General features: G+C 35.5%; 18 protein-coding genes. 9 read left to right on the top strand and 9 right to left on the bottom strand.

All coding sequences use genetic code 11. From position 1 onward, the window contains the following. Nucleotides 1-10: 10 nt before the first annotated feature. The 4 genes from JN080_RS16440 to JN080_RS16425 all read right to left on the bottom strand — a co-directional run bounded on the left by JN080_RS16440 (nt 11) and on the right by JN080_RS16425 (nt 3,469). Complete coding sequence (locus JN080_RS16440) at nt 11-964, bottom strand: metal ABC transporter solute-binding protein, Zn/Mn family (RefSeq protein WP_256237078.1); 954 nt, start codon at nt 962-964, stop codon at nt 11-13. Nucleotides 965-1,033: 69 nt separating this feature from the next. Then, on the bottom strand, nt 1,034-1,855 hold the full coding sequence (locus tag JN080_RS16435; RefSeq protein ID WP_256237077.1) for a metal ABC transporter permease: 822 nt from the start codon (nt 1,853-1,855) through the stop codon (nt 1,034-1,036). 14 nt (nt 1,856-1,869) lie between these two features. Beyond that, the gene (locus JN080_RS16430) at nt 1,870-2,652 is read right to left on the bottom strand and encodes a metal ABC transporter ATP-binding protein (RefSeq protein WP_256237076.1); all 783 of its coding nucleotides are present in this window, start codon (nt 2,650-2,652) and stop codon (nt 1,870-1,872) included. Nucleotides 2,653-2,827: 175 nt separating this feature from the next. Continuing rightward, the gene (locus tag JN080_RS16425) at nt 2,828-3,469 is read right to left on the bottom strand and encodes a L,D-transpeptidase (protein ID WP_256237075.1); all 642 of its coding nucleotides are present in this window, start codon (nt 3,467-3,469) and stop codon (nt 2,828-2,830) included. A gap of 229 nt (nt 3,470-3,698) precedes the next feature. Here JN080_RS16425 and JN080_RS16420 point away from each other — a divergent pair, with 229 nt between their 5' ends. Then, a complete protein-coding gene (locus JN080_RS16420; protein ID WP_256237074.1) occupies nt 3,699-4,706 on the top strand; it encodes a permease in 1,008 nt (335 codons plus the stop codon). A gap of 10 nt (nt 4,707-4,716) precedes the next feature. After that, nucleotides 4,717-5,658, top strand: coding sequence for a TIGR03943 family putative permease subunit (locus JN080_RS16415; protein ID WP_256237073.1), 942 nt, complete (start codon nt 4,717-4,719; stop codon nt 5,656-5,658). 215 nt (nt 5,659-5,873) lie between these two features. Here the strand turns inward: JN080_RS16415 and JN080_RS16410 are convergent, their stop codons facing one another. Genes JN080_RS16410 through JN080_RS16400 form a run of 3 tightly spaced genes read right to left on the bottom strand, consistent with a single transcriptional unit; the run spans nt 5,874 to nt 8,782 of the window. After that, nucleotides 5,874-6,512, bottom strand: coding sequence for a YcnI family copper-binding membrane protein (locus JN080_RS16410; RefSeq protein ID WP_256237072.1), 639 nt, complete (start codon nt 6,510-6,512; stop codon nt 5,874-5,876). A 23-nt stretch (nt 6,513-6,535) separates the two neighbouring features. Beyond that, nucleotides 6,536-8,191, bottom strand: coding sequence for a copper resistance protein CopC (locus tag JN080_RS16405; protein WP_256237071.1), 1,656 nt, complete (start codon nt 8,189-8,191; stop codon nt 6,536-6,538). A 15-nt stretch (nt 8,192-8,206) separates the two neighbouring features. Next, complete coding sequence (locus tag JN080_RS16400) at nt 8,207-8,782, bottom strand: DeoR family transcriptional regulator (protein WP_256237070.1); 576 nt, start codon at nt 8,780-8,782, stop codon at nt 8,207-8,209. A gap of 360 nt (nt 8,783-9,142) precedes the next feature. On the opposite strand from JN080_RS16400, the gene JN080_RS16395 reads away from it, so the two are divergent. From JN080_RS16395 to JN080_RS16375, 5 genes are all read left to right on the top strand, one after another. Then, a complete protein-coding gene (locus JN080_RS16395; protein ID WP_256237069.1) occupies nt 9,143-9,550 on the top strand; it encodes a hypothetical protein in 408 nt (135 codons plus the stop codon). A gap of 195 nt (nt 9,551-9,745) precedes the next feature. Further along, the gene (locus JN080_RS16390; protein ID WP_256237068.1) at nt 9,746-10,141 is read left to right on the top strand and encodes an Hsp20/alpha crystallin family protein; all 396 of its coding nucleotides are present in this window, start codon (nt 9,746-9,748) and stop codon (nt 10,139-10,141) included. A gap of 13 nt (nt 10,142-10,154) precedes the next feature. Then, nucleotides 10,155-10,340, top strand: a complete 186-nt coding sequence (locus JN080_RS16385) for a hypothetical protein (RefSeq protein WP_256237067.1) — start codon at nt 10,155-10,157, stop codon at nt 10,338-10,340. Between the two features lie 16 nt (nt 10,341-10,356). Beyond that, the gene (locus JN080_RS16380; protein ID WP_256237066.1) at nt 10,357-10,719 is read left to right on the top strand and encodes a hypothetical protein; all 363 of its coding nucleotides are present in this window, start codon (nt 10,357-10,359) and stop codon (nt 10,717-10,719) included. 16 nt (nt 10,720-10,735) lie between these two features. After that, nucleotides 10,736-11,086 (top strand): hypothetical protein, encoded by a 351-nt coding sequence (locus JN080_RS16375; RefSeq protein ID WP_256237065.1) that lies wholly within the window; start codon nt 10,736-10,738, stop codon nt 11,084-11,086. Nucleotides 11,087-11,572: 486 nt separating this feature from the next. On the opposite strand, the gene JN080_RS16370 is transcribed toward JN080_RS16375, so the two are convergent. Then, a complete protein-coding gene (locus JN080_RS16370; protein ID WP_256237064.1) occupies nt 11,573-11,818 on the bottom strand; it encodes a hypothetical protein in 246 nt (81 codons plus the stop codon). Between the two features lie 510 nt (nt 11,819-12,328). On the opposite strand from JN080_RS16370, the gene JN080_RS16365 reads away from it, so the two are divergent. Beyond that, nucleotides 12,329-12,799: a hypothetical protein gene (locus JN080_RS16365; protein ID WP_256237063.1), complete on the top strand. Its 471-nt coding sequence runs from the start codon at nt 12,329-12,331 to the stop codon at nt 12,797-12,799. 152 nt (nt 12,800-12,951) lie between these two features. On the opposite strand, the gene JN080_RS16360 is transcribed toward JN080_RS16365, so the two are convergent. Beyond that, nucleotides 12,952-13,251 (bottom strand): SIR2 family protein, encoded by a 300-nt coding sequence (locus JN080_RS16360; protein WP_256237062.1) that lies wholly within the window; start codon nt 13,249-13,251, stop codon nt 12,952-12,954. Between the two features lie 179 nt (nt 13,252-13,430). On the opposite strand from JN080_RS16360, the gene JN080_RS16355 reads away from it, so the two are divergent. Beyond that, on the top strand, nt 13,431-14,129 hold the full coding sequence (locus JN080_RS16355; RefSeq protein WP_256237060.1) for a DUF542 domain-containing protein: 699 nt from the start codon (nt 13,431-13,433) through the stop codon (nt 14,127-14,129). Nucleotides 14,130-14,264: the final 135 nt, after the last annotated feature.

Below are 14,264 nucleotides of genomic sequence, written 5' to 3'. Positions count from 1 at the left end.
TGCCATCTCCTTATTGAATGCCTAAAGCCTTCCCAACTTGATCTAATTGATCATTCATCCATTGCAAATAAGTTTTGCCCTTAGGGTTCGTCTCGGTGACTTCTACAATTGGAACTCCAGAAGATTTTGCCAGTTTTACGAGGTTATCTACTGTCGGGCTAGAGTTTTGTATATTGTAAACAAATGCTTTTACATTTTTGTCTTTTAAATCACTTTGCAACTGAGCAACATCAGAAGCAGAAGGTTCGGTCCCATTATCAATCGCTTTTGAAAACTTTGTATCATTAACACTCAAGTTAAGTGCATTTGCCATGTAATCAAATACTGGTTCCGAAACGTCAATCTTTACTCCGGATGTTTGTTTTAGTTTCTGAACTTTTTCTTGAAGCGGTGCTAATGAAGCAATAAATGTTTGTGCATTCTTATGGTAAGTTTCACCCTTACTTGGATCTAACTTTGCCAAATCATCTGCAAGTTTATTCGCTAGCTTCGGCATCGTTTCCGGATTGTACCAGACATGCTCGTTATCCCCTTCTTTTTTGCCCATCACGTCATCGGCCACTTTAGTGATAGATTTTGATTTTGAGGAGGAATCAGCACTAATCAGTTTATCCATCCATGCGTCATATCCGACCCCGTTATATACAATCATTTGAGATTTACTAACCGTTCTTGCCACCTCTGGTGTTGGTTCAAAATCATGTGGATCTGTGTTAGGATTGTCTAAAATGTTCGTAACATCTACCCTGTCTCCTCCAACGGCTTTTGCCACTTCCCCGTAAAAGTTCTCCGCTGCAACAATTTTAATTTTGCTGGTTGATGATGTCTTGCTAGACGAATCTGCAGCACTCGATCCTGATGTTGTGTTAGAAGTAGCACCACATGCACTTAGTAGTAACACTGAAGTTATTACTCCCATTCCTGCAATTAATGAAAATTTCCTTGCTAGTTTATTTTTTTTCATTTTCTGAAACATCTCCTTTTAATTTATCTTTGTAGATAGAAATAATTAGTATATTCATTGATTATATTGCTAAACAGTAGTAGCTTCTTTTGGTATCATTCTTTCACGAAGAGAACGCCATCCCAAGGAGACGAAATACAAAGCTCCTTCAAACGCTGTTATCAAAAAGCTAATTGGCAAGTTTGTATAATACCCAACCACCAAACCAGTCCACACTCCAATTAGAGCAATAAGCGAAGAATACCCAATCATTCGCCCAATCGAATGAGTCAAGTTACGAGCAGCTGCAGCAGGTGTGGTCATAAGTGTGAATACCAGTAAAGCACCTACCATCTGGGATGCTTCTGCGGTTGCAATAGCAAGTAAAAGTAAAAAAGCAATCGAGATAAAACGTATGGGTAATCCTGCTGCTTGAGCACCCACTGGATCAAAAGAATCAAAATTAAGCATTCTATAACCTAGCGTTAGGAAAAGAAGAACCAAAACAGATAAAATCGATATTTGCCATACTGCATTTGAACTTATACCAAGTATGTTTCCAAAAAGTAGAGAAGTCATCGAATTAGCATTTTTAGTCGAAAGTGACAAAAATAACAAGCCTAGCCCGAGAAAAACACTTAAAACAACGCTAATGGATACCTCTCGTTTAAAGACCTTTACACCCATCTGACCAATTGCTAGTGCACTTGCAAGCGTAAAAAGGAGAAACCCAATTAACGGGCTGAACCCCATATATACAGCAAAGGCAGAGCCAGAGAATCCAATATGGGAAAAGGTATGGGCAATAAAAGAGTTATTTCTAGCAATCACGTATACTCCTATTACACCGCACATAATAGAGACGATCGTTCCAGCGATAAAAGCATGTTGCATAAAATCGAATTGAAACATGAAAAAAGCACCACCTATTCCGCCATCGAATGAGCACAAATGGATGAGGCGGTTTCTTTTGTATTTGCAAAGGAGACTAGTAGATTCGGACCCGATTGTAAGACTTCGACAGGCGTACCATAAAGGCCTGACAACACTGAGGTCTGCATAATTTCTTCAACTGTACCTATAGCATAAGAGTCCTTGGTCATATATAGGATTTTGTCCGCATACCTCGAAATTAAGTTGATATCATGGCTTACAAATAAAACAGTAATCCCACGCTCACGTCGGATTCGATCCACCACTGATGCAATGGTTTCTTGAGCACCCGGGTCTAAATTAGATGTAGGCTCGTCAAGCAGCAATATCTGTGGGTTTTTGACTAATGCTTGCGCTAAAAATAAACGTTGTCGTTGCCCACCCGATAATTTTCCAATTGGTTTATCTGCATAATCCCTCGAATTGGTCATCTCCATTGCCTCTTCAACTATCATTTTATCCTGGCGAGTCAGCCATGGTCTAAATTTATGCGAGAGCCCCAAGCTTACAAAATTCCGAGACGACAATGGTGTTTCAGGATCGATTTGTCTGGATTGTGGTACATAGCCAAGCCCATAAGGATTTTCGATATCAACGGTACCCTCCTGTGGTTTGAGCATTCTTAGTAAAACTCTCATAAGCGTAGTTTTCCCCGAACCATTCGGACCAATAATTCCTAAGAATTCACCAGAAGCAACTGAGAAAGTAAGGTTTCGTAAAACCCATTTCCCATCAAAAGATACATTTACGTTTTTAAGGGTTACTGCTTCAGTCAACTCAACACATCCTTAAAGATTAATATTAAATCGAAATCGTTACTATTTATAAATAGTAACGATTTCGATTTAATATGTCAATTATTTTTCTTGTGAGCATACAAATCAAAAAGTTAACACAAAAAAAGCCAAGATAAGAGAACCTCTTCTTTTCTTGACTTTTTTGTGTTATTCGTTAGCTTATTACAACCTTGGTATTATAGCTTATATGATCATAAATCCATTTTGCATCAGGAACGGCTAGCCTTACACAACCATGTGATGCCTTATGCCCCAACTTCATTGCTTCACTTTTTATAACATTACCGTTCTTGTCCGTTGCAACCGAATGAAATAAGAACTCTCCGTGATTTGCCCATGAAACCCAGTATTTAGCCCCCTCTTTTTCACTCGCATTATAAAAGCTTGTCCCCTTCTCCCGCTGGATATGGAATGTTCCTTCAGGTGTAGAAGTGTCGGGACTTGTATCCAGCCCTGTAGAGCATACCATGGTATACATAATTTTATTCCCTTTCATAATATAAACTCTTTGTTTTTCTTTAGAAACTGTTATCCAAATGGGATCGTTTGGCCCCAACAATGGATAAGCACCTCCAGTAGGCTCTAACCAATTAATAGGTGTAGTCGTTTTCTCATTTTTTAACTGTTGTTTGCTTAGCATACTGTTATCATGAGAAGTATTTGTACTTATATTTTTTACTGCTGCCTCTAGTTTTTTATTTATCAAAAAGTTAGAATTTCTAAATCCAACTAGTAAAATGATAGTTCCTAAAAAAAATCCTAAGCCTATTTTAAATAATCGGGGTAGTTTAAGCATCTTTATCCCTTCTCTCTACTTTCATTAATCATACTAAAAAATATTGAAATATATATCTATCAAATATTATTGGCTTTTTAATCATTTCTCATAAGCTCGTCAGACCTTTTTGCGCATTTTGAAAACTATAAAAGGTGGATATTTGAGGTTGTTAATATATTTTTAATGAATAAGTACCTAATCTAGGCATAACAATATGATAGAGTTGCGAAATGAAGGAGGTAGATTTATGATAGTAGCACTTAGAAGGATCATAAGAGATTGGACGGTTTTTCTTCTGTTTTCTATATTTGTACTTCTCTTTCTTTTTGCAGAGGAGATTAGAACCAATTCTATTTTCACCAAAATTCCAAGTTCCTTTTTTAATGTTAATACCATTTTTCTAAGTATCATTTTAGAAGCTATCCCATTTATATTATTAGGAGTATTTGTATCAGCTATTATCCAATCTTTTGTTTCCGAGAACGCCATCCAAAAAATACTGCCACGAAATGCTTTTCTTGCCATTATACCTGCAGCACTGTTAGGAATCATTTTTCCTATTTGTGAATGTGCTGTTGTCCCTGTCATTCGGAGGTTAATAAAAAAAGGTATGCCTTCTCATGTTGGAATTGTGTTTATGCTTAGTGCGCCTATCATTAACCCTGTCGTATATGCCTCTACCTATTTTGCTTTTAAAAGCTCTCCAGACATGGCAAATGCTAGAATGGTCGTTGGTTTTATTAGCTCGGTCATCATTGGCATGATCATCTTTCGATTATTTAAGGGAGAAAATATCTTAAAACATCGATTAGATGAGCACCATCATCATGATCATCCTCATCAAGGAAGAAATAAATTTTTAGATACTTTATATCATGCTTGTGATGAACTATTTGATACGGGAAAATATTTATTTATCGGCGCTTTCCTTGCCAGTTTGTTTCAGGCATTTTTTGACCGAAATACAATTCTTTCATTAGGGACAAACACTATCTTTGCACCAGGAGTAATGATGGGGTTCGCCTATGTCCTTTCCGTTTGTTCCTCAGCCGATGCCTTTGTTGCATCGTCCTTTGGTACAACTTTTACCAAAGGAGCAATTCTTGCTTTTTTAGTATTTGGACCCATGATTGACATAAAAAACACCTTGATGTTATTCGCATACTTTAAGAAAAAATTTGTTCTCAAACTTTTATTGGTAACACCCATTGTCGTCTATATAACCGTTTCTGTTTTCCAGCTGCTGTATTTATAGGAGGTCAATTATGAGAAATACATTCGATGAAGTAGCTTCATTTCATCATCTTGTAAGAGGAACCATTCTTATAGGGTTTATGCTTTTCTTTTTTAAATTACTCTTAACACATGATATTATACTATTACTTGCACCAAAAATGGTTCATTTCATTTATTTTACTCTTTTTATTTTTTTAATCTTAGGCGTTCTATTAATACTCAGAGGAACTTCGGATCAAGAACACCATTATCATTGTCATTGTGCCGGGGAACATTCATATCCTCCATCATTTATGAAAAGTCTATTTTTTTATTTATTGTTTATTATCCCTATCATCACTGGATTTCTTTTTTCAAACAACGTGCTTAATAGCTCCGTAGCAATGAATCGTCCGATCAAGCTGGGATCCAGTTCACAGGGCTCGGCAAACAGCAACGCCATTCAAAATAACGTAAATTCAAAAAAAGACAACACCCCTTCTGGCGATGATGTTATCAAAGCTATAACAAAGAACAATGGTTCGACTCCTTCTCCTAGCATGCCGGACCCTATATCTCAAGCCGAATACACTTCTATAAAAAATCGTTTATTACAAACAAAGAATATTAAAATGACGGACGATCTCTATGTTCCGATACTGAATATTATTCAAGACAATGTATCGAAAATGATAGGAAAAACAATAACGACAAAAGGTTTTGTCTATAGGGAAAAGAATTTCGATCAGGACAAGATAATCATCGCACGATTTGGAATTACTTGTTGTGTGGCGGATGCCTCTGTATACGGAATAATGGCAGCAGGAAATGTCGCAAAATTACCTAAAGATAAGTGGATAGAAGTGACTGGAACGATAGAAAAATCCAATTATAATGGATCACCCGCTCCTTTACTAAAAATTCAACAACTTTCTTTAATTGCTCCGCCACCACAACCATATGTTTTTGATGCAGGTGTCCAAATTGAATAGTTCTTTAAAACGCTTTTGTTTTAGTTTATTTAGATTGACTCAATAAAATAGTAAAAGCAACTCGTTTAAAGTTAATACGAGTTGCTTTTGAAAGTACTAATCCAGTGGTATGATGTACAATTTTTAGAATTTTATAAATAGAGACACTCACAATTTCAACATTTTTCTATTAAATAAATTTTTTACACAAAAAACTAAGCTTTGTCTTGATTGTATTATTTTTTACGAAATGCAACCACAACAGCAATCAAAGATAATAAAACAGCAACTACTGATAAAATTGTCGGAAGTGAACTTGTTGGGTTTGGCGCTACCTTCGTGCTAGTCTTTTCACTTGTGGTCTTATTCATATTCTGCATTGCATTTTGGTCGGCTGTGGTTGCCTTTACAATATCTGTAATAGAATGAGGTGCTTTCGCTCCTTCGTCTCCAGTCCATTCTACGACGCTTCCATCTTTATAATATTGATAAGCATCCCAAGGTGCTTTTGTAGCTGTATTGGGGTTTTTAGCAACAAAGACAAATTGTTGGAATTGACCAGGTAAAATCCCCTCTCCAGTTGCTTCAAATGTGAATGATTTTACTTTTCCATTAGCATCTTTCTCCGTTGAATAATTCCATCCAGGTACAGGTTGATAAGATTCTATTTCTAATCCAGAAGGTACTTTTACCGTTACTTTTGTAGTAGGTACTTCTTTTTCAACAGGAACTTTCAAGGTATAGGTTTCCCATGCACCTGTTGTTGATGTCTTAGGGGCTACCGTTACGTGTGCACTTGCGATACTACTGAACAAAAATAAACCTAAAACAGTTGGTAAAAACACTCTCAAATACTTTTTCATTGTACGTTTCATGATCTTATCTCCTTTATTTGTTTTTATTGACTTCCAACAAAAACTTGAAAGTCAGTATCTACCGTTTCTAAATCCTTTGTTAGAACATGGACATGAACATTCCATCGACCTGCCATATTGAAATCCATACCTGTTGCTTTATATTTACCACTCCTGATTTTCGATAATGTTATCGTATCGTCACTCATGGTCATCTCAAGTGAGGTAAAAGTAAGTGTTATCTGCTCAATATCCTTCGTTGCTTGTCCATTACGGTTTTTCAACAAAACTTCAAAGGTATTTTTGCCAATTATATTAGGAGTCACATGTAATATCACACTATTTCCATTCTTTAATGTTTTCGTTTTGTTTACTGGTCCTGGAGAAGCCATAGCCGTTGGTAAATTGGTTAATATAACAGCAAGGATCAAAACAATAATTCCTGTTGTCAATTCTCCCCACAAGGACATTGTCAATCCTTTTTCACTATTACGTTTGCCTTTTTGAAAGTTAATAGTGGCAAAAATCATCATAATAAAAAGGAGAATAATCTTCCCTGACAATACCTTTCCATAATCTGTATAAACAAGGGAACGAAAATTAGGAATGGAAAAGAAACTACTCAAAACACCTGTAATGGTTAAAATTAAAACGGTGATGATTCCCCATTTGGAAAACCTTTTGATCATGGCCATGTAATGATTCTTCGAATCGATCTTCCTTCTTATAGGACTTAATGCGACAAAAACAATCAGACTTCCAATCCAGATTGAAGCAGAAAGCAAATGCAAAAAATCCATTCCAATGGTTAATATGGGATTTCCTGATGAAGCAGCATGGCTGGTAAACGACTTTGTCAATAACAAACCAATTCCAAGCACAAGAGATATCCATACCCATATTGGTTTATTAAATCGATGGACACTTAAAAGATAAGTAGTCATAAAAAGAAAAAGCAAACTATCCATTTGTATAATCCATACTTTTCCAAAGGAAGTGTTCAACAACATATTTCGCAATATTTCTATGTTAAACGCTGTGCCCCAAGATGAAGTTGATTCAATTGTTGCTTGTAATGGTAGACTTACAATAATACTCAGGCATAAAAAAACAAACGAATATTTTATTAATCTACGAAGGATATTTTTCACCATTGTGTCCTGTGCAAATTCCTTTGGTAAGACAAATAGGTAAATAAAAAGTATCCCTACAAAGCAAGCGTTGCTAACATATTGAAGCCATCGAATGATGATCAGGTCTAAATGAGGAGTATAGCCTTTTGATTCTTGATTTACTGTAGACCCATCTTGATTCTTATTTCCATTTCCTATTTGAAATGGAATTACTCCTTCTACAGGATGTCCGTCACTTGAAACAACTTTCCATTGTATTTGATATGTACCATTTGGAAGGTTCTGCTTTAAACCGCATTCAATAATAGATGAATTTATAGGATCAATATGCCCGTTCTTCTGATCAACCTGATTACCTTTAGAATTAAAAACTTGAATGGAATGAAAAGCAGGTTGAATCGTTTCATCAAACTGAATCGATACCTTCTGAGGAGAATGTCTTAACGTTTCATTTTCAGAAGGGGTAGATTTTATTATATAGGCATGAGCATAAGTAAACGAAGGAAATGAAAATAACAAAAGAGATAATACAACCATAAGTAGGAAGCTATTCTTTCTAAAATTCAATACGCCACTTCCCATCTATTTATGACACCCACAACCCTTATGTCCATTCATTCTATCCACCAATTCTTCAATTGCTTGTTCAAACTGGAATATAGTTCCCCCAAAGCCTTTTTGAAATTGTTCAGCATATTTTAATGATTCAAAAGCTAATGCCTGTGGTTGGCAGCAGTTTAAATTAAAATCAGTATCCAGTAAAAAGTACGCCGATTTGGCACTTATTGTTGTATTTTGAAGGAAGTCCCGGCAAATCACTTGTGAAACCTCTTTTTCAATATCTTTATATCTTAATAAACCGCAATGTGGACAGCATAGTTGCTCAACTTTTAGATCACTTGTAATGATCTGGACAGGATGTCGATTATTTAATTCCTTTAAACAATAAGTACAGGAATTTGAAGAGACAGTTGAGATGGATGCTAAAGAGATTCCACGTGAAGTTTTATGAATCTTTTTTTCTTCAACTAATGGCTTTATATCTCGATAGATCGTCATTTCAGATACGTTTAAGCGTTTACTAATTTCAGTTATGGTCAAATTACCTTCTTGACTTAACCAGTCTAATATTTGTTTTTGCCTTTCAATAGGTAACATGTTGCACCTCCTTAACTTTTTCAAGATTATGACACTATATAGAAAGCATAAAATACTTTTTGAACATAAACAAGCTATAAATGTGATAATTGTGTGAAAAAGTAAAAATACTAACATTTTTTCACATTCGTTAACATGACTCAGTTATTAGATTCGTCCTTGTATCATATATTTCTATAATTGAAGATAACAGAATTGTTTTTCCATATTATTTAAGTAGGATGTGAGGGAACCAAAATGTTACTGGCAATCAGTTTTATATTGATTTTTCTATCAACAAGTACAGTGATTTATTACACATATATAAATAGGAAATGTATTACCTCTATGACTGGTATGATTTTGAGCATGACAAACTCTATGATGACGAGTATTGCAATAGGAATGATTTTAGGGATCATTATACCAAGTAAAGATCTAACCCTCCCCACGATTATATCTGTATTAATTGGTATGGTAGTCGGATACCTGACAGGAAGGCCAATTTCTCTATTGGTTGCATTGGATGGATTCTCCGCAGGCATAATGGGTGGAATGATGGGTGCCATGTTAGGAGTCATGTTACAACCAAAGTCTGCAGAGATAATGGTATACTTCATTGACTTTCTGTTCGTACTGATAAACGTTTTGCAAATTCGTGTAATTGATGAAGAAATAAAAACATTTTCTAAAAAACCTTTATTCGTTAATCTTATTATTATCGTTATTCTTTTAATATTTTTGGTTTCAATCGTTATGTCAAGTATTGATTTAATCAAAAAACACTAATATTAATAAACATAATGGCTTCTCCTTTTCGGTTAATGAAAGAAAACTTCATTTGGATTTCTGACTAATCAGTTATTCCATAACCTAATGGGCCTAATTTTTTCAAAACAGTTCTATTCACCTTTTTGTCATTACCTTTATAATAATCACATATGGTTAAACATATGGATTAGCTGTACGAGGAGGTGTTAATGAGTGGTAAAGCCTCATTTTCACTCTAATGTCAGGCAGTTGTTAGGAGAGGATTTCTCCGAATTATTGCACGAGATCTCACCATTTGTGGAACCCAGGATCGACCTATATCAAACAAATCGGAACTTTATAATTTCGATTGATTTAGCTGGTGCTAGGAAAGAGGATTTTTCAGTAAAACAAAGGAATTATACTTTATTAATTGAAGGAACGATCAACAGGAATCATCTGAAGGATCGTTTTAAGATCATTCAAAGTGAACGGTTTTATGGTTCTTTTCGAAGGGAGATTTCTCTACCTGAAGAGTGTCATCTGGAACAACTCCAGGCCGTTTTTGATAGGGGAATATTAGTAATTACCATCCCAGTTTATCAAAGTAAAGAAAAAGATGAAATTTAGAGGGAGAAAGATTATGACATCTATTAAATACGGTTCATTAAAAATTGACAATATTAAAAATACTTCTGGATTATTTGTGGGAACAAACATCCTGAAGGGAAGAAAAAACGAAGTAGTGACGAATGAGGGATTTGGCACTGTTAAAGGAAATCATAACAACCTCAAATCAAATGCAGGAGTAATAGAAAAACGCTCATAAAAAGGAATGGAGATTGATGGATCAGGAAAATTTACAAGTAAAGATCGATGAATTGTTCCAGAAGATCAACAAGCTTGAAAAATCTCTCCAAGAAAAACACAATCACCCATTCATTTTAAAAATGGACGTTAAAAATCTCCATTTACAACAATTAAATCTTGAGGAACTGGCATTCCATCTTGATAAACTAGATATTAAGGAGTTAAGCGGAATGTTAAATCTTGGAAACACCTTCTCTCCTCATGTCCTTCGGAAACCAATGTCGAAAAAGCCGTCTACCCATGAAAATACACAAAAACAAGGTGAAATGGCAAAAGGAAAAAATGAACAAATTCAAATCAAGATAAATGGAAAGTCAGTACCTTATTCAATAAATTAGGGAAAGGATGCTGCTATTGAAACGTTTTTCCCCCTCATTTTTTATCGGTTCGATTTCAATTGGAACGGTCGAAGGTGCCTCATGTGTAAATCTTGGGAACAATCTTCCCAGTGGTTTTGTCAATTATAAGAAACAAAATCAGGGATTTGGCTCGATCTCCGGTGATCATAATGATATCCGCGAAATTTTAGCGACAATTGATGAAAATGGTATTAGTGATTCCTTTCATTATGATGGATTCGATCAAACAAAAAATGAACAAATAGTCGATAAGATCCAAACTGAGATGTTAAACTCAGAGTTAAATATTGAAGAGCAAGATGACGAGAATAATCAAGATGACAAGAATAATAATGAAACAGAGTGATACATCTTTTCTTTGCTCTAGTATTTTTATAGGCGGCTACTATATATTCCGGCCCGTATACAGACCCGCCGTGATGGCATTGATATACCTTGTTTCGACCGTAATCCATGACTTTTATCCGCCAAATTCCATCCGCCGGGAGTCCGGTTTATTTGGCTGGCAAGTGTGTATCCTTTACCTCCAAACATGGAAATTGTAATAATTATGTGCGTTGTGGTTTGAAATGGATTTGGTATGGAAATGGCACAGTTTTTCTTGTTGAATTTTGTGCAAGCCGTCTCATTTTTGGATTTCCTGGTTAGGTCATTCCACACAACATGAAGTGCAACAATGATTTACAACATTGACATCGAAACGTTCAAGAGTGCGGCCGGGACTGATTTATTATAGTCAGTCTTTTTTCATTCCCCCCACCCATTAAAAAGTGCCCATATCTTAGTATGAATATGAATACAATAATTTTAGGATTTAATTATTTATAGATAATTAGATAGCTTGACCTTGGACTGCAGGAAGTATATCTGGATCAAAAATATTTCCATCATTTACATCACTGTCAATAATAATGGTGTAATTTAATGTATTAGTGAAGATTCCAATCTGAAGACCTACTCCATTGTTTGTCTTCCTATGAGATGACCAACCAGATAATTGGTTTTCTCCGATAGATGTTGCTGAATTTGTATTTTGGGAATTTATGTTGATTGCCCCGACTAATAAAGGAATTGCCAAAAAACTCACCTCTTATCTGTATTTTTAAATATTTTACTGTTTTCATTAATTTGAAAGTCAGTTAAATCGATTTCAACTTTTTAAGTTCATGTTTTAATTTATGCCTTGATATGCATGTCCTGTTCCATCTAACGCTGCAAAAGCTCCAATACAAACTGTTGCAACTGTATACCAATGTTGATTAGGCTTTTCTTTTGTGAGTGACGATGTATTGCTTATTCAACTAACTCTACCCCAATGTGCCTACAAAAACGCACCCCTCTTATATTTTCTTGTACAAAAAAAGACTTCCACCAATAACAAGTTTATGTAATGGAGTCAGGCAACTTAAAACAATCGAAGAACAAGGACAGTCATAATATCATACTTTGTTATAAGATGTATTTTTCATGACTTATCTCTTTTGTCGGATATTTAAAGGTTCGGTGCATAACTAGAACGAAATTATGTATAATTTATTTTTTTATTTTTTCCAGTTTATTGACTTATACCATTAAGTTGGAGGCTAAGATGCGGAAAAAAATAATGAACAATCTCATTTTAAATGGAATTAACGTCACCTCGATTGATACGTCGTCTGGAATTTTTGTTGGAATAAATAATGTTAATAATTGGTCATCACATTATAAAAGTAATCATGGGTTTGGTTCTGTTACTAATTCTACCGTATCGGATAATTTTGGTTTAGTCATCGATAATGATGTAATTGACACCCCCATTGAAAGTAGAGCTGTGACATATATGGATGGAACACAACAAGTTAATAACATTGATGTTAAAGAAATAAATGTAAATTCACTACATACCAACGCCGCTGTTTCAATTGGGGATAATTTGTCAAATGGGTGGAGTGCACACGGCAAACGGAATGAGGGAATGGGAAGATCGGTAGGTACTACTATGGTAAAATCTAATACAAATATTGTTATTGATAATGATTTAATTGATTCTCAGATATATAACAATAATAACTTCCAGTAAATAAAAACGATACTTCGAAGGTCTTCCTAGCAATTACTAGGCCAATTGCCGTTATTGGCAGAAGACGGATGGAAGCGGCACGATAAAAATTTCCTTATTTTTAACCTTAAAGACCGTTTTGAAGGCTACTGATTTCGAATAGGTTCCATCGGCTAAGACATTATAGATGCCATTTTCCTCTCCACCTTCCCCATTGTAAGCTTACTTTCTCTTTTAAAAAGATTCATCCAATATTTCCAACAACCGGCCAACTTTGCTCCATTTATGACTAGATTGGCCTTTGAGTCCAGATCTGTTTTCTCCAAATTGATAATGACCAACTTTGCTCCATGCTGTTTTGCAATAATCGGAAAATGATTGGCTGGTGACACACTTAAGGATGATCCCAAAACGATAAACAAATCTGCCTTCTCTACTTCCATTTCTGCATGTTCAAAATCCTCTCTTGGCATAAATCACTAAGGCATCATTTAACTAGAGTGCCTGATGCTCAAAACTTGCAAAATCGATATTTCCTAAAAATTGATTTTAATCAAGGTTACTATCTTCGGTATGAAATAGAATGAATGCAAGGAAGAAGAAAACAAATTGCCAACCAAATAACTTTCATAAAAACGAGGAGGATATTCTAATGAATCAAATGATTTCTATCAACAGTCAAACACATCTTGGAGAACTGGTAACCTATTTCCCTGCCATCACTTCACGCCTGAATGAACTGCACATAGATTACTGTTGTCAGGGGGATCGTACGCTTGAAGCCGCCATAAAAGAAGCAGGGCTTTCATCAAATTTCATTACTGAGGTACAGAATGAATACGATGAATTTTTAGCTAAACCAGACAAAGAAATATCTGTGACGGAGCTATCAGATGAACAGCTCATCGACCTTATCCTTGAAATCCATCATCAACCAGAGCGTGTTCTGCTAAGGGAATTGGATCAGCTTTTGAATAAGATTTTGCTCGCCCACTATGATCATGGCAAAGAACTGGTTTTGATGCTTCATCATAACTTAAGCAAGTTAAAGATGGAGTTGGAGGAGCATTTCGCAAAAGAGGAAAAAGAACTCTTCCCTGCCATGTGCAATCTTAATAAAACGCCAGAGGAAAGGGCGGCGATTCGTTCGAACATTCTCGAATTGGAAGGCGAACATGATGGCGCCGGACAGACTATTAAGCACCTAATCAAAGAGACTAACGATTTTACGCCACCGGAGTATGCCTGTCCATCCATGAAGGCTGCCTATTTGAAACTCCATGAATTAGCAGATGATATTTTCCTTCATATTGCTAAGGAAAATGGCGTTCTTTTCAAGCGTTACGAATGAAAAAAATGAAAAAGATGCCTGATCCCCAGTTCGTTAAAGCATTAACGCACCTGGGGTCTGGCCCCCAGATTTTAAGCCTGACTTTACAAAATCAATAAACGTATCTACTTTACTATCTAAGAATCTTAGTGCCCC

Origin of the sequence: Bacillus sp. EB600 (assembly GCF_024494385.1) — a bacterium.
Lineage (GTDB): Bacteria > Bacillota > Bacilli > Bacillales > Cytobacillaceae > JAEVLT01.
The sequence above is the reverse complement of the archived record's forward strand: the minus strand, read 5'-3'. Positions and strand labels throughout refer to the sequence as shown.

Bases quoted from the DNA above. Each gene is read 5' to 3' on its own strand.
- JN080_RS16440 (WP_256237078.1), bottom strand. From the start codon at position 964: ATGAAAAAAAATAAACTAGCAAGGAAATTTTCATTAATTGCAGGAATG.
- JN080_RS16435 (WP_256237077.1), bottom strand. From the start codon at position 1,855: ATGTTTCAATTCGATTTTATGCAACATGCTTTTATCGCTGGAACGATC.
- JN080_RS16425 (WP_256237075.1), bottom strand. From the start codon at position 3,469: ATGCTTAAACTACCCCGATTATTTAAAATAGGCTTAGGATTTTTTTTA.
- JN080_RS16420 (WP_256237074.1), top strand. From the start codon at position 3,699: ATGATAGTAGCACTTAGAAGGATCATAAGAGATTGGACGGTTTTTCTT.
- JN080_RS16415 (WP_256237073.1), top strand. From the start codon at position 4,717: ATGAGAAATACATTCGATGAAGTAGCTTCATTTCATCATCTTGTAAGA.
- JN080_RS16410 (WP_256237072.1), bottom strand. From the start codon at position 6,512: ATGAAACGTACAATGAAAAAGTATTTGAGAGTGTTTTTACCAACTGTT.
- JN080_RS16400 (WP_256237070.1), bottom strand. From the start codon at position 8,782: ATGTTACCTATTGAAAGGCAAAAACAAATATTAGACTGGTTAAGTCAA.
- JN080_RS16395 (WP_256237069.1), top strand. From the start codon at position 9,143: ATGATGACGAGTATTGCAATAGGAATGATTTTAGGGATCATTATACCA.
- JN080_RS16385 (WP_256237067.1), top strand. From the start codon at position 10,155: ATGACATCTATTAAATACGGTTCATTAAAAATTGACAATATTAAAAAT.
- JN080_RS16380 (WP_256237066.1), top strand. From the start codon at position 10,357: ATGGATCAGGAAAATTTACAAGTAAAGATCGATGAATTGTTCCAGAAG.
- JN080_RS16365 (WP_256237063.1), top strand. From the start codon at position 12,329: ATGCGGAAAAAAATAATGAACAATCTCATTTTAAATGGAATTAACGTC.
- JN080_RS16360 (WP_256237062.1), bottom strand. From the start codon at position 13,251: ATGCCAAGAGAGGATTTTGAACATGCAGAAATGGAAGTAGAGAAGGCA.
- JN080_RS16355 (WP_256237060.1), top strand. From the start codon at position 13,431: ATGAATCAAATGATTTCTATCAACAGTCAAACACATCTTGGAGAACTG.